Source organism: Azospirillum sp. B4 (assembly GCF_000333275.1).
GTDB lineage: Bacteria > Pseudomonadota > Alphaproteobacteria > Azospirillales > Azospirillaceae > Nitrospirillum.
In genome coordinates, this window is record NZ_BACU01000610.1 from 1 (window position 1) to 18,375 (window position 18,375).

The following is an 18,375-nucleotide window of genomic DNA, read 5'->3' on the forward strand; positions in this document are numbered from 1 at the left end:
CCATCCGCGTGCGCATCGACACGTGGGTGCGCCGTGGCGCCACGGGGGAGGCGGTGCAGGTGACGGAAGGCGTCTTCACCTACGTCGCCATCGGCGAGGACGGCCGCCCCCGCCCCGTCGGCGCGGAATAGTCCGGCCGCTACACCTGTCGATCTGGCGGGGATCCAACGGGCGGGTCACGAAGGTGGGCATGAAGGTGCCAATCCGGGACTGAGGGACCAGCATCCTGAAACGTCAATAACCGCTCCGGCCATGATCTGGATCAAAGATCGGTTCGGCAGTTCGGGTAAGCCAGTCAGCGCGATGTTAGCCTTTCCCTCACTCGTTCCCCGGCTATATGCTGATCTCGCGGCATTGATTGGGGAACGAAAGACCGGCCGCGCCCCCTGCCGCGACCGACGCGGGCAGGGTAACGGCTGAAAGCGGAGCGCGGCGATGAGCCCTATCGATTTTGCCTATTCCCGGAGCGCCGATGCCCAGGGCAACGCCAAGGGTGCCGGCGCCAAGCCCGACCCGGCCGGCGAAATCCACCCGTGCAGCGCCTGCACCGTCCGCACCCTGACCGTCTGTGCCGCCCTGGAGGCGGAAGAGCTGCGCCGCCTGGCGGAAATCCTGCAGACGACCCGTTTCGACGCCGGCCACACCGTGTTCGGTGAGGGTGAACCGGCGGACACGCTGTACAACGTCACCTCGGGCACGGTGAAGGTCTACAAGCTGCTGCCGGACGGACGGCGGCAGATCACCGGTTTCCTGTTGCCGGGCGACTTTTTCGGCCTGTCTGTCGACGATAGCTACGCCTACACCGCCGAGACGGTGACGCCGGTGTCATTGTGCCGATTCCCCCGCCGCCGCATGGAGGCACTGCTCGACGAATTCCCCAAGATGCAGCGGCGCCTGTTCTCCATGGCGTCGAACGAGCTGGCGGCGGCGCAAGACCAGATGCTGCTGCTGGGCCGCAAGACGGCCAAGGAGAAGATCTGCTCCTTCCTCATGCTGCTGTCGCAGCGGGCCAGCCGGCGCGGCCACAAGACCAACCCGGTGCATGTGCCCATGAGCCGGGCCGACATCGCCGACTACCTGGGACTGACCACCGAAACCGTCAGCCGCACCTTCACCCAGTTGAAGACCAGTCGGGTCATCAGCCTGCTGGAAGGCAACAAGGTGCAGATCCAAGACATGGACGATCTGCTGGACCTGGCGGAAGGGGCTTGATTTAAGACGCCCTCAAACGGCGGGCGGCCACATCCGCGGCCTTGCCTTCCTCGATTTCCAGTCCGCCTTCGGCGCCCCGGAAATCTCCGGCGGATGCGGTCGCATCCTACAGCGGCATGAGACATCTCATGCCGCCGGCTTGAATGTTCAGACCCGCCGCGCGAACGCCGCCACGTCGGCATCGAAGCGGGGCGCCACCTCGGCGAAGGGGGCGTGGCCCACGCTGTCGTAGAGATGCACGTGCCGGCGCGGCAGCGTGTCGGCCAGCCACTCGGCCATGGCGGGCAGGATCACGCCATCGGCCCGGCCATGAACCACCAAGGCGGGGCGATCGAAGGCCGCCAGCGCCGCGCCGTCCCCCTGGCGGCGCATCATGGCGCGCCGCGCCGCCAGGGGCACGGACAGGGTATCGGCCACCGCCATCTCCACCCCCTCTTGCTTCCCGATGGCTTGCGCCAGCGCCCGGGCGCCGGCCACTTGCGTCGCCGGGTCGTCGGACAGGATGGCTGGAAAGTGGGCCTTGGCGGCAGGGCCCAGATAGGGGGCGGCCGCCTTGCCCAGGCGCGGGCAGGCGCCGGCGAACACCGCCCCGGCGATACCGTCCGTGCCGAACGCGGCGACATGGTCCGCCAGGACGGCGCCGCCGTAGGACCAGCCGACCAGCACCACGTCGCGCGCGCCCAAGGCCCGGCGCACCGCCGCCACATCGGCCCCCCAGTGGGGCCCGTCGCCGTAGGCGTCGGCGCTTTCCGGCCGGCCGGAGTGACCGTGGCCCCGCAGGTCCAGCGCCAGCAGGCGGAATTCGGCCGCCAGGGGGCCGGAGAACTGGGCGCGGAAGGCCCGGTGGCTTTGTCCGAAGCCGTGCAGGAACAGCAAGGGCCGTCCCTCGGGAACGCCGCCCTCCACCACGGCCAGCATGGTGCCGTCCGCCGCCGTCACCTGATGCAGGATCATGGCCCCCTCCCCGATTTCCGCGCGTCCCACCGGCGATAGCGCCGCCGGAGGACGGACGCAACCCCGCCCCGCGCTTTTTCGCGAGTCGCACCCTTTGACTCCCGCCCGGATCTGCCCCATCTATCGCCGCCATGGGCGTGGAAAATCACATGAAGGAATTCGCCCCGCCGCCTCCTCGGGCGGACGGGCGGGTGAACCTGGTCGGCCTGTCGCGGGACGATCTGGAGGCTGAGGTCGCTGAGGCCGGGCTGGAGCGCTTCCGCGCGCGTCAGCTGTGGCACTGGATCTATCATCGCGGCGCCACCGATTTCGCGGTGATGAGCACGCTGGCCAAGCCGGTGCGCGAGAAGCTGGCCGAGCGCTACGTCATCGACCGGCCCGCAGCGGTGAAGGACCTGAAGAGCGAGGACGGCACGCGCAAGTGGCTGGCCCGCATGCCCGACGGCCAGGAGATCGAGACCGTCCACATCCCGGAGGAGGATCGCGGCACGCTCTGCGTCTCCTCCCAGGTGGGCTGCACCCTGACCTGCCGCTTCTGCCACACCGGCACCCAGCGCCTGGTGCGCAACCTGGACGCCACGGAGATCGTGGGTCAGGTCATGCTGGCGCGCGACCACCTGGACGAATGGCCGGCCCCGCCCGACGGGCGCATGCTGAGCAACATCGTCATGATGGGCATGGGTGAGCCGCTGTTCAATTACGCGAACGTGGCCAAGGCGCTGAAGATCGTCATGGACGGCGAGGGCATCGCCATTTCCAAGCGGCGCATCACCCTGTCCACCTCCGGCGTCGTGCCCATGATGAAGCAGTGCGGGGCGGAGCTAGGCGTGAACCTGGCCGTCAGCCTGCACGCGGTGAACGATGAGCTGCGCGACCGCATCGTGCCGCTGAACCGCAAGTATCCCATCAAGGACCTGATGCAGGCCTGCCGGGACTATCCGGGCCTGAGCAACGCGCGCCGCATCACCTTCGAATACGTCATGCTGAAGGGCGTGAACGACAGCCTGGCTGACGCCCGCGAGCTGGTGCGCCTGCTGCGCGGCATCCCGGCCAAGATCAACCTGATCCCCTTCAACTACTGGCCGGGCGCACCGTTCGAGTGCTCGACGGACGAGCAGATCACCAAGTTCGCGGACTTCGTGAACAACGCCGGCTACGCCTCGCCCGTGCGCACCCCGCGCGGCCGCGACATCCTGGCCGCCTGCGGCCAGCTGAAGAGCGAGAGCACCAAGCCCACCGCCCAGGCCCGCATCGCGGCGCTGGAGGCGCACAAGGCCCTGCAGGCCGAGTACGCCGCCCAGGTGGCGGAAAAGGAAGCCGGGCTGGCCGCGGCGGGGACTCTTTAAGTTAAGGTCCTCAAGCGCCGGCAGGGCCGTCCGGCCCTTTGGCTGGTCCTCGATTTCCAGTCCACTGCGTTCCCCGGAAATCTCCGGCGGCCCCGGTCGGGGCCTACAGCGGCATGAGCGATCATGCCGCTGGGCGGGGGGGCCGTCCCGGCGCCTGAGCCACCTCAAGGCGGGGGTGACGCCGGCCCTGTAATCCCTGCGGCGCTTTGCTATCATCCGGCCCATAAGGACCCGTGGGGGACGCGCGCTTTGGATCTCGGTACCGATCTCGTCAACAGTCTGATGATCCACATCGGGGTCACGGCCCTCCTGCTGTGGCCGGCCCATCGGCTGGTCGTCCGCGCCGGCCTGCCCCGCCCCTGGCCCCTATGGCTGGCCCTGCCGCTGCTGGGGCCTGTCATCTTCCTGGTGCTGCTGGCCAAGACACCCTGGCCCGTCCTGCCCGTCCGCCAGCCCAGGATGCACCCGCGTGAACGCCTGAAGCGCGAGCGGGCGGCCGCCCAAGCCGCCGCGTCGGAGTAACGCCCATGCTGCCCCTGGCCTACGCCCCCGCCCTCAGCCTGCTACTGCCCACCTGGGCCGCCCTCCTAATCGTCGTCATCCTGGCCACCATCGCCGTCTGCGCCACGGGCCTCGTGCTGGCCAAGGTGGGCCGCAACCCTTATTGGGCGCTGCTGCTGTACTTCCCTTTCCTGGGTGTGCCCGCCCTCTGGTACCTGGCCTACGCGCGCTGGCCCCGGCAGAAGGCTTGAGTCAGCTGGGAATGGTCCATCCCCCCGCGCGGGCCAGAAAGGGTGGCGCCTCAGCCGCGATGGTCCAGCCGAAGGTGTCAGCCATGCTGCGCACCACCTCCGCCACGCAGCGGCGAATGTTCTCATAGGGCTCAATGCCGGCGAATTCCGGCCTTTGCCGCAGGGCGTCCAGCTTGGGCAGCACGCTCTCTGCCTGCGCTTTCACCGCCGCCTCCAGCGCAGTGAGGCCCCCCGGGGTGGCCGCCGGCGCCAGCATGAACCAATCAACCTTACGGATCCGATCTGGCCGGGTGGCATCACCAACACGCATAGCAAGGTCTTCCGCGACCGGAAAAATGCGCGTGCACAGCATGTCATAGGCCGGGGCCAAGGATGGCGCACGGCCCGGCGCATCATAGAGCAGACTGAAATTCTTGGCATGGGCATCGGCGTTGGCCAGCAGCACCGTGGCGATCACCCGCCGCATCAACTCCGCCCGTCCCAACAGGGGGGCCGCCGTATGCTGGGCCAAGGCCAAGCAATGGCTCAAGCCAGGCCCCACTTTCTGGGCCTCGCCTGTTTCATCGATGGAAAATTCATATTTGCGTTCTGGCGGATAGCCCAACGCCTGGCAGAAATCCTCCTGATGGATTTCATGGACACGGCCGCCTTCGACACGTCGATCATAACGCTCCACCAACAGGCATTCCCGCCCGGCGAACGAGCGAAGGGCCGTTCCCGCAACGTCCACACCCAGGCTGGCCGCCAGCGCCATCGAGAACGCCTCGGCCTTGGGCACCAGGGCAAAATCCGGCTTTCCAGCAGGGGCGACCTTGATGAGGTGGGTTGAGGGGGAGCCATTGAGCGGCCGGTGGAAACGCCCGTCCAGAAAAGCCACGGCCGTCTTGGGTTGGGCCCCAGCCACGGATAGGCGCACGCGTCGGTCGGCGGCGAAATTCGGCGACGTCGGAATCTCGTCAATGACGCGCGCCAGCGCCGCCTCGTCCAGCGGCTCATAATCCTGCGGCACATCCGGCTTGCCACCAGGATTCAGCAAGCGGACGGCGCCGGCGCATTCCGCACCATATTCACGCAGCAGGCCAAAGATTTCGTAAGGCTGCAAACGGCGCCGAGCGGCGGCAGCGGCCAGGGCGTCCCCTTCCGGCAGCAGTCCAGCGAAGAAGGGGCGGCACTCCGCATCGGTGTACGGCTCGGCCCGAGGCGGCAGGCTGATCGAAAGCCGTGACAAGGGGCTGCGGTCGGCATAAGTGAAAGTCAGCCGGCCCACTCTGTCGGCCTCAAGGACGCCGACGCCCCGCTCCCCCAGGAAAACCTCCAGCGCCTGGCCGTCCCCGGTCACCGCAATCCCCCGAACAGGTCGATGCCCAAAGCCTGCATGTAGGCCATGACCTTGCCCAATTCTGCTGTGGACTTGCCGTTTTCCACTGCCGACAGGAAGGACAGGCTGAGGCCCGTCCCCGCCGCCACGTCACGCAATGTCATGCCCAAGGCCTGGCGCCGGGCACGGATCAGGGCGCCCAGACGGTCGGGACCATCCAGCGGGACGGCGCCGGCCACGTCCTGCACAATGGCGCCAAACTGGGCCAGCGCCGCCTCCCGCTCCCGTATTCTGTTCGCCGCTCGGCTAACAATGGCCATCAACCGCCCCAAATACGCGTGCCGTTCGTCGTACGGCTAACATAGCCTGAGGACGCTTTCGCACCAACCGTTTATTCGTCGTACGACGAACACGTCGCCATCGAAGCGGGGTCCGCGCGGGCTGGGGATGCGGCCCCGGCAGGCGCACTAATCTTGCCAGCCGGGCGCCCGGGGGATAACGTCCGGACGCATTCCACCCTGACCTTTAGCGGGCGTACAGTCATGAGCGTCAAGAAAGTTGTCCTCGCCTACTCCGGCGGTCTCGACACCTCCGTCATCCTGAAGTACCTGCAGGAAACGTATAAGTGCGAGATCGTGACCTTCACCGCCGACCTGGGCCAGGGTGAAGAGCTGGAGCCCGCCCGCAAGAAGGCCGAGCTGCTGGGCGTGAAGCCCGAGAACATCTACATCGACGATCTGCGCGACGAGTTCGTGCGCGACTTCGTCTTCCCCATGTTCCGCGCCAACACCCTGTATGAGGGCGTCTACCTGCTGGGCACCTCCATCGCCCGGCCGCTGATCGCCAAGCGCCAGATCGAGATCGCCAAGGCCGTCGGCGCCGACGCCGTGGCCCACGGCGCCACCGGCAAGGGCAACGACCAGGTGCGGTTCGAGCTGGGCTATTACGCCCTGAAGCCGGACATCAAGGTCATCGCCCCCTGGCGCGAATGGACCCTGAACAGCCGCACCGCCCTGCTGGAATTCGCCGAGAAGCACCAGATCCCGATCGCCAAGGACAAGCGCGGCGAGGCGCCGTACAGCACGGACGCCAACCTGCTGCACATCTCCTACGAGGGCAAGGCGCTGGAGAACCCGTGGGAAGAGCCTGATGAGGACATGTACACCCGCACCGTCGCCCCGGAAAAGGCGCCGGACACCCCGACCTACGTCGAGATCGAGTTCCAGGGCGGCGACCCGGTGGCGGTCGACGGGCAGAAGCTGGGCCCGGCGGCCCTGCTGACCCGCCTGAACGAACTGGCCGGCGCCAACGGCATCGGCCGCCTGGACCTGGTGGAGAACCGCTATGTCGGCATGAAGAGCCGGGGCGTGTACGAAACCCCCGGCGGCACCCTGCTGTCGGTCGCCCACCGCGCCATCGAGAGCCTGACGCTGGACCGCGGCGCCATGCACCTGAAGGACGAGGTCATGCCGCGCTATGCCGAGCTGATCTACAACGGCTTCTGGTTCAGCCCGGAGCGTGAGGCCCTGCAGGCCCTGATCGACAACACCCAGAAGCGCGTCACCGGCGTCGTCCGCCTGAAGCTGTACAAGGGTTCCGCCCGCGTGGTCGGCCGCCAGAGCCCGAACTCGCTGTACCGCCTGGACTACGTCACCTTCGAGGCCGACAGCGTCTACAACCAGAAAGACGCCGAAGGCTTCATCAAGCTGAACGCCCTGCGCCTGCGCCTGGGCGCCATGGCCGGCAAGGAGTAAGCGGGGCTTTACCGCCCCCCGCAGGAAAGGCCCCGTCCGGGAAACCGGGCGGGGCCTTTTTTCTAACGGGCATAGCGATCGAAGAACCGCACATCGTCGGCGAGGATATCGGTCAACCGCCGCCGCAGCACGGGGTCGTTCTCGACCTCCTCCCGCTCATCAGACGCCGGGGTCACATTGTCCCGTACAGAGACATCCAGCGGCCGGTCGATGAGACGGGCAAGCCTCATCAGCGCCGCTTCCCTGTTTTCGTGATCGCCGATCAGATTGAAGCGCTCCATAGGGAAGCCGCCGAAATAGGTCTGCGAATATAGATATCTCAGCAATGGCAACTGTGCCATTTCCACAAGAGTCAGATCATTATCCAAAAAGTATTCATGCAAAGAATCCCCTTGTCTACCCATGCTTTTCCAGAAGAAATATATGGATATGATGTTGTCGACGGGGTTTCGTAGAATCGTAAACAGCCAGTCATCCGGGGATAGATCGTACTTCCCGGGATGGAAATGCCCATGAACACAGGAAATTCCAGGGGGAACCCGTTCCCGCCTGTTCATATATCGATGGGGGTCAAGAACCCGCTGGCTGAGAACATTCGCAGGATTGTCTGCATAATCGAGTTTGATACCGTCGCCATATGTATTGGACAGTATGCGCAACACCGACGAGCCCCCGGCCTTGGGTGCATGAACAGAAATTAGCGATGGCATTGATATTAAACGATTCCCTCTACTGGCCGCAGCACCAGCCTTTGCCTTTACGCTGATGAGAGCGTTATACCGCCATAATCAAATCGTCACATATATATACAATGGCATATTCCGATAGGCCATCAGCCTGTCTGAAAAACGTCGCCCACTTTACTTCGCGTCGCCCCACTCCCGTGGCGTGGACAGCAATTGCACCATCCATCCACGCCCCCAACGCGTATAACCGGGGACACCTTAACGCTTGGGATCGTGATCGGCGATGAGCCGTAGCAGCGCCGCCGCCTCGCCCGCCACCTGCACCACCTTGTTGCGGTCGGTTTGGCCGGCGACGATGGTCAGGGTGGACTTGGGCACACGCCAGGTCTTGGACAGCAGCTTCAGCACGGCCTCGTTGGCCTTGCCGTCCTCCGGCACGGTGGTGACGGCCACCTTCAGCAGCTGGCGTCCCTCTGGCCCATCCATGGGGCCTAGCACGGCGTTGCGCGAGGCGCGCGGGGTGACGCGCAGGTACACGCGAACGCCGTCCGCCACCGCCTCCGCGGCAGGTTTGGTGTCGTCAGCCACCGCCTTAGCGGTACATCAGGGCGCTGAACATATAGTTGGTGATCAGCCGTTCGATGGCCCAGATAATCAGCATCAGCACGATGAAGGAGATATCGACGCCGCCCAGGTTGGGCACCACGTTGCGGATGGGCCGCAGCGCCGGCTCGGTCAGGCGGTAGGTGATGTCCATCAGGGTGGAGACGAAGCGGTTGCGGGTGTTGATGACCCCGAAGAACACCAGCCAACTGAGGATGGCGCTGGTCATCAACACATACCAATAGAGGTTCAGAACCGTCAGCAGCAGTTCCAGGATGGTGCGGATCAAAGGATCCATGGCGGTTCCGCCCCCAATGGTTTCAACGGCATGGCCGCCACCCTACGGGCGGGCCGCCCCCTTGTCCAGAGCGGGCGGACGGTGGATGGCCCACGGCCCACCCAAGCGGTCCCATGCCTCCTCCCACACCCGCGCCCGCATGAGCAATATTCCGTTCCGCCGGCAGAATGGCCGCTTGACATGCCCCCCGCCCCTGAGCATTATCCCGCCCACTTCAGGCGCCCGGGTATCAGCCCGCCGCCGGATTTGAGTGTGGGGCCGTAGCTCAGCTGGGAGAGCGACGCGTTCGCAATGCGTAGGTCGGGAGTTCGATCCTCCTCGGCTCCACCAAATCCTTCTCCTCAAGACAACGATGCATGATGCGGACGGGCCGGGTTGGACCGCCTTTTGGCACGTCCGCGCCTTGGGCTCCGCGCAAAAGCCAACGGCGCGGAGGGTACCCGTCCGCGCCGTCGTCTCACACGCCCCTGAAATCTCCCCGCCCCTGAAACCTCAGAGGGCGAAACTGTAGTAGGCCACCAGGTTGTTGGCGCCCGGGTTGACCGTGCGGGTGCGCGGGGTGCCGGGGATGACCACCGTCTTGCCCAGCTCGGCGTTGGAGATATGGCTGAGGGCGAAGGACAGGCGGTCACCGTTGGTGAAGCGCCAGCCGGTCTCGATCTGGGTGCGGAATTCCAGCGGGTAGCCCATGTCCTTGCCGTCGCCCTTGGCGTAATAGCCGGCGGCGGCGCTGGGGGTGATGAAGAAGTGGCCCCAGCGGAAGTCGGCCTGCAGGCCGCCATAGCCGTAGAAGCTGCCCTTGAAGGTTTCCATCACGCCCACCAACGGCTTGATGGCGAACCAGTCGTCCACCCGGAACAGCGACCAGCCGAAACGGTATTCGGCGGTGACCAACTGGCTGCGGTCGTGCGGCGTGTCGGCGTCCACCTGGAAGAACGCCGGCGGGTCGATCCACGATTGATCGTAGATGCCCACGCCCACGGCCAGCAGGTCGGGGTCCCGGTCGGCGGCCAGCGCCGGCGCGGCGATACCCGCGCAGGCCAGGGCCAACAGGGAGGTGGCGGCGCGCAAATCACGGCCGCGCAGGGCCTTGCGATGGGTCTTCGTCATGATCCTGCTTGGGAAAATAAGGCGGAGGGGTTTCCGCCTTTATGCAGAGCAACGCGGCGGCAACTCAAGGGGAAACAGACAAAGTTGTCCAAGGTGCGACGGCACGGCCCACGTGGCCTATACGCCCCGTCACCGTCTCGCCGGGTTCAACTTCCGTTCGGTCAGTTGCACGCCCCGGGTGATGAGGAAGCTCATGCCCAGATAGATGACGCCGGCCAGGCAGAACACCTCGATAGGCTGGAAGGTGCGGGCGGCGAAGGCCTTGGCCACGCCGGTCAGCTCCATCAGCGTGATGATGCTGGCCAGCGCGCTGCCCTGCAGCATCAGGATGATTTCATTGCCATAGGCCGGCAGCGCCAGGCGGAAGGCCTGGGGCAGGACGATACGGCGGAACAGCAGGGCGCCGTTCATGCCGCAGGCCTTGGCTGCCTCCACCTGGCCATGGGGCACGGCCTCGATGCCGCCGCGCATGATCTCCGCCGTGTAGGCGCCGGTGTTCAGCGTGAAGGCGATGATGGCGCACCAATAGGGTTCGCGCAGGATGGGCCACAGCACGCTCTGGCGCACCGCCTCGAATTGGCCCAGGCCGTAATAGATCAGGAAGATCTGCACCAGCAGCGGCGTGGAGCGGAAGACGTAGATGTAGCCGCGGGCGACCCAGGACAGGGGCGCCAGGTGGGACAGGCGCATCACCGCCACCCCCACGGCCACCACCAGGCCCAGCAGCAGGGACAGGGCCACCAGTTGCACCGTCAGCCAGGTGCCGCTGGCGAACTGCGGCAGGGCCGCCAACAGGGTCGCGACCAGGGGGGAGTTCATCGGACGGCCCTCCGCACGCCGCGCGCGGCCCACCCTTCCGCCCGGGCGAACAGGCGGCCGGACAGGCCGGCCAGGGCGAGGTAGAGGACGCCGGCGGTGGTGAAGAACAGGAAGGGTTGGCGGGTGGCCCCCTGGGCCAGATAGGCCACGCGCATCAGTTCCACCAGCGCCACCACGGACACCAGCGACGTGTCCTTGAGCGTCAGCTGCCAGACATTGCCCAGGCCCGGCAGGGCATAGCGCAGGGTCTGGGGCAGCGTCACCCGGCGGAAGGTCAGCCAGCGGCCCATGCCCAGGGCCTTGGCGGCCTCGATCTGGCCATGGGGCACGGCCAGGGCGCCGCCGCGCAGCACCTCGGCCGAATAGGCGCCCGACACGGTCCCCACCGCCAGAATGCCGATCGGCAGGGCCGACAGCTCCACCGGCCCGTTGAAGCCCAGCAGGGTGGCGACCCAGGTGGCGGCGCTGTTGCCGCCGAAGAACAGCAGGTAAATGACCAGCAGCGAGGGGACGCCACGCACGATGGTGGTGTAGACGTCGGCCGCCACCCGGCCGCCCCGGTGGGCCGACAGCTTCAGCGCCGCCGCCGCCCCGCCCAGGGCCAAGCCCCACAGGTAGGCCGACACCGCCACCAGCAGGGTCATCCCCATGCCCTGCAGCAGCTGCAAGCCCCAGCCCCGCGCTCCGAACCCGAGAAGGTCTATCACTTCGTTAATTCCTCAGACGCCGGCGGGGCATCCGCCCCTTGGCTGGTCCTCGATTTCCAGTCCACTGCGTTCCCCGGAAATCTCCGGCGGCCGCAGTCGCGGCCTAGTCGCTACGCTCTCTCTATCAGTTCCTCAAGCGCCGGCGGGGCATCCAGCCCCTTGGCTGGTCCTCGATTTCCAGTCCACTGCGTTCCCCGGAAATCTCCGGCGGCCGCAGTCGCGGCCTAGTCGCTACGCTCCGCAGCCCCCTCAAATCCTAGGCCCCGACTGGGCCGCCGGAGCGAGCACCGCAGGGCGCAGCGAGGATAGCCAACGGGCGGACGCCCCGCCGGCGCCTGAGGCGAACGAAAACTATCCCTGGAACGGATCGCGCATCAGGATGGTGTCGTCGCGCTCGGGGCTGGTGGACAGCAGGGTCACCGGCGCCTCGATCAGTTCCTCGATGCGGCGGATGTACTTGATGGCCGTGGCCGGCAGGTCGGCCCAGGACCGGGCGCCGTAGGTGCTCTCGGTCCAGCCCTGGAAGGTCTCGTAGATCGGCTCCACCTCGGCCTGGGCGGTCTGGCTGGCCGGCAGGTGCTGGATGATCTCGCCCTTGTAGCGATAGCCGGTGCAGACCTTCAGCTCCTCGATGCCGTCCAGCACGTCCAGCTTGGTCAGGGCGATGCCGGTGATGCCGCCTACCTTCACCGCCTGGCGCACCAGCACGGCGTCGAACCAGCCGCAGCGGCGCTTGCGGCCGGTGACCACGCCGAATTCCTTGCCCTTGGCGCCGATCAGCTCACCGATGTCGTCGAACAGCTCGGTGGGGAAGGGGCCGGAGCCGACGCGGGTGGTGTAGGCCTTGGTGATGCCCAGCACGTAACCGACGGAGCCCGGGCCCATGCCGCTGCCGGCGGCGGCGTTGCCCGACACGGTGTTGGAGGAGGTGACGAAGGGATAGGTGCCGTGGTCCACGTCCAGCATGGCGCCCTGGGCGCCCTCGAACAGGATGCGCTTGCCCTGGGCGCGGGCTTCTTCCAGCCGCTGCCAGACGACGGCGCTGTAGGGCAGGATGCGCGGCGCGATCTCTCGGATCTGGGCCAGCAGCTCCGTCCGGTCGATTTCCGGCGCGTTCAGGCCGCGCAGCAGGGCGTTGTGGTGGAACAGCAGCTGGTCCACCTTCTGCTCCAGCACCGCCTCGTCGGCCAGGTCGCACAGCCGGATGGCGCGGCGGGCCACCTTGTCCTCATAGGCCGGGCCGATGCCGCGGCCGGTGGTGCCGATCTTGCCGGCGCCGCGCGCTTCCTCGCGCGCCTTGTCCACGGCGCTGTGCAGCGGCAGGATCAGGGTGGCGTTCTCCGCCACGATCAGGCTTTCCGGGGTGATCTTCACGCCCTGGGCCGCGATGTTCTCGATCTCGCGCAGCAGGGCCCAGGGGTCGACCACCACGCCGTTGCCGATGACCGACAGCTTGCCCTCGCGCACCACGCCGGAGGGCAGCAGCGACAGCTTGTAGGTGACGCCGTTGATGACCAGCGTGTGGCCGGCGTTGTGGCCGCCCTGGAACCGGACGACGACGTCGGCGCGGCTGGACAGCCAGTCGACGATCTTGCCCTTGCCTTCGTCACCCCACTGCGAGCCGACGACCGCGACATTGGCCATGATGCTTCTCCTCTAGAACGGCGCTCTCAATTTTCAGACGACGCGGACGCTCAGACCTCGACGGTCCAGCCGTCCCGCAGCAGATGGGTGCAGCCCAGGCGCTTGGCCTCGGCCGGCTCATCACTCAACGGCTCCAGCGCCGCCACGGTTTCCCAGCCCTTCTCACGCAGGCGCTGGGCCTGGGCGGCCGGGGTGCCGTGGGGCACCAGCAGGCGGCGGGCGGGGGCGGGGCCGGGCACGGCCTCGATCACCGTGTCGGTGAACAGGGTGAAGCCGGTGGCGGGCTCACCCGCGTCGGTGCGGTAGCGGCCGCCGCGCCCGATCTCGCCACGCACGCCGCGGGCGAACAGGGTGAAGCTGACACCGGTCTGGTATTCGAAGCCGCGCTGTTCCACGGGGTCGATGGTGATCTGCACGTGGGGGGCGGCGCTGACGATCAGGTCCACCACCGTGGCCAGGCGCCGGCGCTCCGGCTCCGCTTCCGCCGGCAGCTCGACGGCGGCCAGGGCCTCCACGGCAGCGGGAGCATTGCCGCAGCAGGCCATGACCCGGCCCAGCAGCTCGGCGGCGGCACCGCCGATGGCTTTGAGCCCGGCGGCGTCGCGGTGGTCCAGCGCTTCGCGCGCGGCCCGCTGCGTCGCCTCATCCAGGCCCAGGGAGCGGAACAGGGCCGGCACCAGGGTGGGCACGGTCAGGTCCACGGTCAGGCCCTCGGCGCCCAGGTTGCCCAGGGCTTCGGTCGCCAGCAGCACGATCTCGGCGTCGGCCTCGGCGCGCAGGCTGCCGATAAGTTCCACGCCCACCTGGCCGAACTGGCGCTCATGGCGCAGTTGCGACCCCTTCACGCGCAGCACCTGACCGGCATAGGACAGGCGCAGGGGCCGGGGGGCTTTTCCTAAGCGGGTCTGGGCGATGCGGCCGATCTGCGGCGTCATGTCGGCGCGCAGGCCCATCATGCGCTGGGACACCGGGTCCATCAGGCGGAAGGTCTGGTGCGCCAGCTTGGCGCCGGGGCCGGCCAGCAGCCCCTCCTCGAACTCGATCAGCGGCGGCTTGACCCGGTCATACCCATGGCGGGCGAAATCCGCCATCAGCTGTTCCACGATGCGGGCCTCGTGCTGGGCGGCGGGCGGCAGAAGATCGCGCAAGCCGGCCGGCAGCAGGGCTTTGGCCGCAATGGCCTCGTCGGCGCTGTCAGTCATAATGCAGAAGGGTCCCGGGCGTCGTAAGGGCGACAGTGCCCGTTACGGGTCTTTAATCGCAGGCACGCCGCCACGCAATTGTTTAAGCCCCGCGCCCGCCGGGGAGGGGGCATGCGGGGCCAGCCTTACCGTATTGCTCTGAGGGCAGGCGAAATTTTGTGGCGGAGGTACTCGCATCCGGCGGGTAAGCGCTTATACTCTTATATACTTATCCGCCCATAGGCCGTGCCATGTCCGATACCTCTCCTGAAACCACACGCTGGAGCGTCTCGGTCTCCAAAAAAACCGATGTCGCTGTTCGCACTTTCCTGGCGCAACGCGGCATGAAGAAAGGGGACCTCTCCAAGTTCATTGAGGAGGCGGTCAAGTGGCGGGTGTTTGAGCAGACCATGGCGGATGCCCGCAGCGGGTTCGAGGACATGTCCCCAGACGATCTCGATGATCTGCTGAACGAAGCTGTCACCGTGACTCGGCAAGATCACAATTCCAAAGCCTGAGTGGCCGGTGCGCGTCGTTGTCGACACCAACGTCCTGATCAGCGCGCTGCTTGCGAAAACATCACTGCCGGCGCGCTTGGTGACCCTTTGGAGAGAAGGGCGGTTCAATCTGCTCGTCTCGACGCTTCAGTTGGACGAACTGATGCGTGTCACCCGCTACCCAAAGATACGGGCGCGATTGGCGCCGGCGGTGGCCGGTCAGTTGATCAATGACCTGCGTGGGATTGCGGAGGTTGTGGGGCCCCTGCCAACAGTCTCCGCTTCGCCCGATCCTTTCGACAACTATCTGCTAGCCACAGCACTGGCTGGTGGCGCGGATTTCCTGATCACTGGCGATAAGGTGGACTTGCTGAGCCTGGGACGGTTCGAAGGCACCAAAATTCTAACTGTCCGCGACTTCCTGACCTTGTTCGGATTTATGCCGTCAGCTTAAGGCCTAGAAGAGGTGAGGGGACGCATGCCCCTCATACCACCCTCACGTTCTTGAACTGCCAGGCGTCGCTGTGGTCCAGATCCTCGGGGAACAGCGCCTCGCGGCCGTCCAGCGGGGTCCAGTCGGTGTAGACGCCGACCACCGGGCCCAGGTAGGGCGTGGCGATTTCCATGACCCGCTCGAACGACACCTCGTCGGCCTCCACCGGACCCTGCGTGGGGTTCTCCAGGGCCCAGACCATGCCGCCCAGCACGGTGGCGCAGACCTGCAGGCTGGTGGCGTTGTTGTAGGGCACCAGCTCGCGTGCCTCGGCAACGGTCAGCTGCGAGCCGTACCAGTAGGCGCCCTTCTCGTGGCCGCACAACAGCACGCCCAGCTCGTCGATGCCGTCGACGATCTCGGTCATCAGCAGGCGCTGCCGCTCCTGCTGCACATAGCCCTTGCCCACGAACTCGTGGATGGAGGTGATGGCGTCGTCGCAGGGATGGTAGGCGTAGTGGCAGGTCGGGCGGTAGGCGACGGTGCCATCCTCGTTCCGCGCCGTGAAATAGTCGGCGATGGAGATGGCCTCGTTGTGCGTGACCAGGAAGCCGTGGAACGGCCCCTCCATCGGCGTCCAGGTGCGCACCTTGGTGCTGATGCCCGGGCGGTTCAGGAAGATGGCGGCGTCGCTGCCGAAGTCATGACGCTGGCCATCGACGGGGAAGTGCCGCTCATGCGTGCCCCAGCCTAGTTCCGCCGGCTGGCAGCCCTCGCTGACGAAGCCGTCGATGGACCAGGTGTTGACGAACTCCCCCCGCTCACGCGGGTGGTCGGCCACCTGGGTGTCGCGCTCGGCCACGTGCACGGTCTTGATGCCCAGGCGCTGCGCCAGGCGGGCCCAGCCCTCGCGGGTGGTGGGCACGGCCACGTCCAGGCCGCTGTCCTGGGCGATGTTCAGCAGCGCCTGCTTCATGAAGTGCGACACCAGGCCCGGGTTGGCGCCATGGGTCAGCACGGCGGTGGGGCCGCCAGGGCAACGGGCCTTCAGCTCCAGCGCTGCTTCGCGCAGGGCGTAGTTGCTGCGTAGCGAGGGCGACAGGCTGGGGTCGGTGTAGCCGCCCACCCAGGGCTCGATGCAGGTGTCGAGATAGAAGGCCCCGGCCTCCTGGCAGGCTTCAACCAGGGCCAGGGACGACACGTCCACCGACAGGTTCAGGACGAAGTCGCCCCGGCGCAGCAGCGGCACCAGGATGTCGCGGTGATTGTCGCGGGTCAGCGGCCGGATCTGGAAATCCACCTGGTAGTGCGCCGCCTCGTCCCGGCCGCGCGCGTCGGCCGTGATGATGGTGATTCGGTCGGCGGTGATGTCCAGGTGGCGCAGGATCAATGGCAGGACACCCTGCCCGATACTGCCGAAGCCGATGATGTAAAGTCGCCCGGGGATGGCGGCATGTTTGGCGAATGGGGTCATGATACTGTCTCCGGGTGCTTTACTAACGGTTGACCGACCGTCTGTTGCTGTCGCGAATTCGCCGACGTCCCTTCACGGGCGCCGGCCCCTCTGTTGAATTAAGAGCGCCGTGTTTGCCTCAAGCGATGCGGCGGCGCAATATGCCGTATCGCGAATTCCGCCGATTGGCGGCAGGAACCAGGTCCGCGGTCGCCACCAGCGGGGCGTCGCGGACCTCCACCAGGCGGGCCTGGTCGAAGCCGTTGAACGCCGTGCGCAAGGCGGCGCCATAGGCGCCCAGCTGCCCGATCTCGATCCAGTCGCCCTCGCGGATGTCGGCGGGCAGCAGGAAGGGACCGCGCATGTAGTCGGCGCTGTCGCAGGTGGGGCCCCAGAAGGCGAACTCCCGCAACTCCTCGGCATCCGAGCGGCGAATCAGGCGCACCGGGAAACGCATGCCCAGCGCGCCGGCGTCAGCCAGGCTGCCGTAGGCGCCGTCGTTGATGAAAAGCTCCGAACCGCGGCGGCGTTCCACCTGGACCACGACCGAGGCGCCGGTGGCGACCAGGGCGCGGCCCGGCTCGCACCACACCTGGACGTTGGGCGCCAGGTCCATGGCCATCAGGCCGTCACGGATGGCGGCCATGTAGTCGGCCAGCGGGGGCGGGTCCATGTCCGGGTAGCGGGCGGGGAAGCCGCCGCCCACGTCCACCACGTCGATGGTGACACCGGCCGCCTTGATCACCCCGTCGGCGATGGCCAGGGCGCGGGTGTAGGCCTGCGGGTCCATGCACTGCGAGCCGACGTGGAAGCAGACGCCGACGCGCATGGCCAGCGGCCGGGCGGCGCGCAGCAGGGCCACCGCGTCCTCGAACGCGGCGCCGAACTTGGCCGACAGGTCATAGGCGGCCTGGCCCTTGGGCATGGCGAGGCGAATCACCAGGCCCAGGTCGGCGGCGACCGGATCCAGGCGGGCATCCACGCCGTCACCGCCGGGCACGCCCTCGGCCACCACCTCGACGATCTTGGCCAGCTCATCGGCCGAATCGAGGGAGAAGTCGCGCACCGCCTGCTCGAAATAGGCGGCGCGGATGGCGGCGCGGTTCTTCACCGGGTGCATGTAGTGCACGCCCGCCGCCGGGTACATCTGCCGGGCCAGCCGGATCTCGGCGGGGGAGGCGCAGTCGAAATGGCGCAGGCCGCCCTCGGTCAGGGCGCGCAGCATGGTGGGGTCGGGGTTGCACTTGACCGCGTACATGACGGCGCCACGGTCGCCATCGCCCAGCGCCTGCTCCACGGCGCCGTGGAAGGCCTTGATGAACTCGCGCGCGTTGGCGGCCACCTGGCGGGGGCGCAGGCAGTGCATGGGCTCCGCCGGGGCCAGGCTGGCGACCAGGCTGTCCACCGACGGGGTCATGCCCAGGGGGGAGGAAGTGCGGGTCTGCGCACGCACACGGCGCAGGGGGGAGACGGCGGAACGGAAACGATAGGCCATGACAGTACCCCTGTCCGGTCATCCGTCGCTCTCGGGCGTACGGGGGAACCGGCTTCATTCGGCTGATCCAGGGACTGCGCGGGAAATGGGGCGGGGTCCTGTCGAACCCGAGT

At 67.1% G+C, this 18,375-nt stretch carries 20 protein-coding genes and 1 tRNA gene; 8 read left to right on the top strand and 13 right to left on the bottom strand.

Translation table 11 applies throughout. The features are described 5' to 3' along the window. The first annotated feature begins 435 nt into the window (after positions 1-435). Positions 436-1,212 (top strand): Crp/Fnr family transcriptional regulator, encoded by a 777-nt coding sequence (locus I55_RS27270; protein WP_376739211.1) that lies wholly within the window; start codon positions 436-438, stop codon positions 1,210-1,212. A gap of 147 nt (positions 1,213-1,359) precedes the next feature. Here I55_RS27270 and I55_RS27275 read toward each other — a convergent pair whose 3' ends face one another. Next, on the bottom strand, positions 1,360-2,166 hold the full coding sequence (locus I55_RS27275) for an alpha/beta fold hydrolase (RefSeq protein ID WP_049974549.1): 807 nt from the start codon (positions 2,164-2,166) through the stop codon (positions 1,360-1,362). Between the two features lie 131 nt (positions 2,167-2,297). Here I55_RS27275 and rlmN point away from each other — a divergent pair, with 131 nt between their 5' ends. The 3 genes from rlmN to I55_RS27290 all read left to right on the top strand — a co-directional run bounded on the left by rlmN (position 2,298) and on the right by I55_RS27290 (position 4,264). Continuing rightward, a complete protein-coding gene (rlmN, locus tag I55_RS27280; RefSeq protein ID WP_044563886.1) occupies positions 2,298-3,512 on the top strand; it encodes a 23S rRNA (adenine(2503)-C(2))-methyltransferase RlmN in 1,215 nt (404 codons plus the stop codon). Positions 3,513-3,761: 249 nt separating this feature from the next. Next, positions 3,762-4,034 (top strand): hypothetical protein, encoded by a 273-nt coding sequence (locus tag I55_RS27285; RefSeq protein WP_148294005.1) that lies wholly within the window; start codon positions 3,762-3,764, stop codon positions 4,032-4,034. Positions 4,035-4,039: 5 nt separating this feature from the next. After that, positions 4,040-4,264: a hypothetical protein gene (locus I55_RS27290; RefSeq protein WP_044563888.1), complete on the top strand. Its 225-nt coding sequence runs from the start codon at positions 4,040-4,042 to the stop codon at positions 4,262-4,264. A 1-nt stretch (position 4,265) separates the two neighbouring features. Here the strand turns inward: I55_RS27290 and I55_RS27295 are convergent, their stop codons facing one another. Then, positions 4,266-5,603 (bottom strand): HipA domain-containing protein, encoded by a 1,338-nt coding sequence (locus tag I55_RS27295; protein WP_049974550.1) that lies wholly within the window; start codon positions 5,601-5,603, stop codon positions 4,266-4,268. Continuing rightward, positions 5,600-5,902, bottom strand: a complete 303-nt coding sequence (locus I55_RS27300) for a helix-turn-helix domain-containing protein (RefSeq protein ID WP_083901472.1) — start codon at positions 5,900-5,902, stop codon at positions 5,600-5,602. Before I55_RS27300 ends, I55_RS27295 begins: the two co-directional genes overlap by 4 nt. A 222-nt stretch (positions 5,903-6,124) precedes the next feature. On the opposite strand from I55_RS27300, the gene I55_RS27305 reads away from it, so the two are divergent. Beyond that, positions 6,125-7,336: an argininosuccinate synthase gene (locus I55_RS27305; RefSeq protein ID WP_044563890.1), complete on the top strand. Its 1,212-nt coding sequence runs from the start codon at positions 6,125-6,127 to the stop codon at positions 7,334-7,336. 62 nt (positions 7,337-7,398) lie between these two features. On the opposite strand, the gene I55_RS36405 is transcribed toward I55_RS27305, so the two are convergent. The 3 genes from I55_RS36405 to I55_RS27320 form a co-directional block, all read right to left on the bottom strand. Then, positions 7,399-7,998 carry a hypothetical protein gene (locus I55_RS36405; RefSeq protein ID WP_148294006.1) on the bottom strand — a complete coding sequence of 200 codons (600 nt, stop codon included), beginning with the start codon at positions 7,996-7,998 and terminating at the stop codon, positions 7,399-7,401. A gap of 282 nt (positions 7,999-8,280) precedes the next feature. Then, positions 8,281-8,610, bottom strand: coding sequence for a DUF167 domain-containing protein (locus I55_RS27315; protein WP_044563892.1), 330 nt, complete (start codon positions 8,608-8,610; stop codon positions 8,281-8,283). Positions 8,611-8,614: 4 nt separating this feature from the next. Continuing rightward, on the bottom strand, positions 8,615-8,923 hold the full coding sequence (locus tag I55_RS27320) for a YggT family protein (protein ID WP_199902746.1): 309 nt from the start codon (positions 8,921-8,923) through the stop codon (positions 8,615-8,617). Between the two features lie 254 nt (positions 8,924-9,177). On the opposite strand from I55_RS27320, the gene I55_RS27325 reads away from it, so the two are divergent. Further along, a tRNA-Ala gene (locus tag I55_RS27325) sits at positions 9,178-9,253 on the top strand. Positions 9,254-9,415: 162 nt separating this feature from the next. Here I55_RS27325 and I55_RS33570 read toward each other — a convergent pair. The 5 genes from I55_RS33570 to I55_RS27350 all read right to left on the bottom strand — a co-directional run bounded on the left by I55_RS33570 (position 9,416) and on the right by I55_RS27350 (position 14,405). After that, positions 9,416-10,033 (bottom strand): acyloxyacyl hydrolase, encoded by a 618-nt coding sequence (locus tag I55_RS33570; protein ID WP_049974552.1) that lies wholly within the window; start codon positions 10,031-10,033, stop codon positions 9,416-9,418. 129 nt (positions 10,034-10,162) lie between these two features. Further along, a complete protein-coding gene (locus I55_RS27335) occupies positions 10,163-10,852 on the bottom strand; it encodes an ABC transporter permease (protein WP_044563911.1) in 690 nt (229 codons plus the stop codon). Beyond that, a complete protein-coding gene (locus tag I55_RS27340; protein WP_083901473.1) occupies positions 10,849-11,559 on the bottom strand; it encodes an ABC transporter permease in 711 nt (236 codons plus the stop codon). Before I55_RS27340 ends, I55_RS27335 begins: the two co-directional genes overlap by 4 nt. A 351-nt stretch (positions 11,560-11,910) precedes the next feature. Next, positions 11,911-13,203, bottom strand: coding sequence for an adenylosuccinate synthase (locus I55_RS27345; protein WP_044563893.1), 1,293 nt, complete (start codon positions 13,201-13,203; stop codon positions 11,911-11,913). A gap of 50 nt (positions 13,204-13,253) precedes the next feature. Then, the gene (locus tag I55_RS27350) at positions 13,254-14,405 is read right to left on the bottom strand and encodes an ATP phosphoribosyltransferase regulatory subunit (RefSeq protein WP_044563894.1); all 1,152 of its coding nucleotides are present in this window, start codon (positions 14,403-14,405) and stop codon (positions 13,254-13,256) included. 230 nt (positions 14,406-14,635) lie between these two features. Here I55_RS27350 and I55_RS27355 point away from each other — a divergent pair, with 230 nt between their 5' ends. Both I55_RS27355 and I55_RS27360 read left to right on the top strand, forming a co-directional pair. Further along, on the top strand, positions 14,636-14,902 hold the full coding sequence (locus I55_RS27355) for a ribbon-helix-helix domain-containing protein (protein WP_044563895.1): 267 nt from the start codon (positions 14,636-14,638) through the stop codon (positions 14,900-14,902). Between the two features lie 7 nt (positions 14,903-14,909). Next, on the top strand, positions 14,910-15,335 hold the full coding sequence (locus tag I55_RS27360) for a putative toxin-antitoxin system toxin component, PIN family (protein WP_044563896.1): 426 nt from the start codon (positions 14,910-14,912) through the stop codon (positions 15,333-15,335). 31 nt (positions 15,336-15,366) lie between these two features. Here I55_RS27360 and I55_RS27365 read toward each other — a convergent pair whose 3' ends face one another. Then, positions 15,367-16,788, bottom strand: a complete 1,422-nt coding sequence (locus I55_RS27365; RefSeq protein WP_044563897.1) for a homospermidine synthase — start codon at positions 16,786-16,788, stop codon at positions 15,367-15,369. Positions 16,789-16,906: 118 nt separating this feature from the next. After that, positions 16,907-18,262 carry a type III PLP-dependent enzyme gene (locus I55_RS27370; protein ID WP_044563898.1) on the bottom strand — a complete coding sequence of 452 codons (1,356 nt, stop codon included), beginning with the start codon at positions 18,260-18,262 and terminating at the stop codon, positions 16,907-16,909. Positions 18,263-18,375: the final 113 nt, after the last annotated feature.

Excerpts from the sequence above, each read along its gene's own strand:
- I55_RS27270 (WP_376739211.1), top strand. The coding sequence starts at position 436 with ATGAGCCCTATCGATTTTGCCTATTCCCGGAGCGCCGATGCCCAGGGC.
- I55_RS27275 (WP_049974549.1), bottom strand. The coding sequence starts at position 2,166 with ATGATCCTGCATCAGGTGACGGCGGCGGACGGCACCATGCTGGCCGTG.
- rlmN (WP_044563886.1), top strand. The coding sequence starts at position 2,298 with ATGGGCGTGGAAAATCACATGAAGGAATTCGCCCCGCCGCCTCCTCGG.
- I55_RS27290 (WP_044563888.1), top strand. The coding sequence starts at position 4,040 with ATGCTGCCCCTGGCCTACGCCCCCGCCCTCAGCCTGCTACTGCCCACC.
- I55_RS27300 (WP_083901472.1), bottom strand. The coding sequence starts at position 5,902 with ATGGCCATTGTTAGCCGAGCGGCGAACAGAATACGGGAGCGGGAGGCG.
- I55_RS27305 (WP_044563890.1), top strand. The coding sequence starts at position 6,125 with ATGAGCGTCAAGAAAGTTGTCCTCGCCTACTCCGGCGGTCTCGACACC.
- I55_RS27320 (WP_199902746.1), bottom strand. The coding sequence starts at position 8,923 with ATGGATCCTTTGATCCGCACCATCCTGGAACTGCTGCTGACGGTTCTG.
- I55_RS33570 (WP_049974552.1), bottom strand. The coding sequence starts at position 10,033 with ATGACGAAGACCCATCGCAAGGCCCTGCGCGGCCGTGATTTGCGCGCC.
- I55_RS27335 (WP_044563911.1), bottom strand. The coding sequence starts at position 10,852 with ATGAACTCCCCCCTGGTCGCGACCCTGTTGGCGGCCCTGCCGCAGTTC.
- I55_RS27345 (WP_044563893.1), bottom strand. The coding sequence starts at position 13,203 with ATGGCCAATGTCGCGGTCGTCGGCTCGCAGTGGGGTGACGAAGGCAAG.
- I55_RS27350 (WP_044563894.1), bottom strand. The coding sequence starts at position 14,405 with ATGACTGACAGCGCCGACGAGGCCATTGCGGCCAAAGCCCTGCTGCCG.
- I55_RS27355 (WP_044563895.1), top strand. The coding sequence starts at position 14,636 with ATGTCCGATACCTCTCCTGAAACCACACGCTGGAGCGTCTCGGTCTCC.
- I55_RS27365 (WP_044563897.1), bottom strand. The coding sequence starts at position 16,788 with ATGACCCCATTCGCCAAACATGCCGCCATCCCCGGGCGACTTTACATC.
- I55_RS27370 (WP_044563898.1), bottom strand. The coding sequence starts at position 18,262 with ATGGCCTATCGTTTCCGTTCCGCCGTCTCCCCCCTGCGCCGTGTGCGT.